Origin of the sequence: Mammaliicoccus sp. RAM2 (genome assembly GCF_045897195.1) — a bacterium.
GTDB lineage: Bacteria > Bacillota > Bacilli > Staphylococcales > Staphylococcaceae > Mammaliicoccus > Mammaliicoccus sciuri.
Genome location: NZ_JBJNWI010000028.1, coordinates 1 through 443, shown reverse-complemented (window position 1 = coordinate 443; position 443 = coordinate 1). Strand labels below are relative to the sequence as shown.

Sequence of the window (443 nt, the reverse complement as noted above, 5' to 3'; positions counted from 1 at the left end):
TATCTGAAGTTGAGTTGTTGTCTGAATTAGAATCAGAATCGCTATTTGAGTCAGAGTTCGAATCAGAAGTACTATCAGTATCAGAGTTAGAATCACTGTTAGAGTCTGAATCAGAACTACTATCAGTATCAGAGTCAGAACCGCTGTTAGCGTTCGAATCAGAATCTTTATCAGATTGGCTATCTGAGCTGCTGTCTGAGTTAGAACCAGAATCACTACTTGAATCAGAGTTCGAGTCTAAATCAGAATTACTGTCAGTAGTAGAGTCAGAACCGCTGTTAGTGTCTGAATCAGAACTACTATCAGATTGACTACCAGAGCCGCTGTCAGAGTTAGAACCAGAATCGCTATTTGAATCAGAGTTCGAATCTAAATCAGAATTACTGTCAGTAGTAGAGTCAGAACCGCTGTTAGTGTTCGAATCAGAACTACTATCAGATTGA

General features: G+C 39.3%; 1 protein-coding gene. It reads right to left on the bottom strand.

The window, feature by feature from the left end; genetic code table 11:
- Window positions 1-443, bottom strand: a 443-nt coding sequence (locus ACJTHF_RS14050; RefSeq protein ID WP_243561598.1) for a hypothetical protein, incomplete at both ends; no start/stop codon positions are given.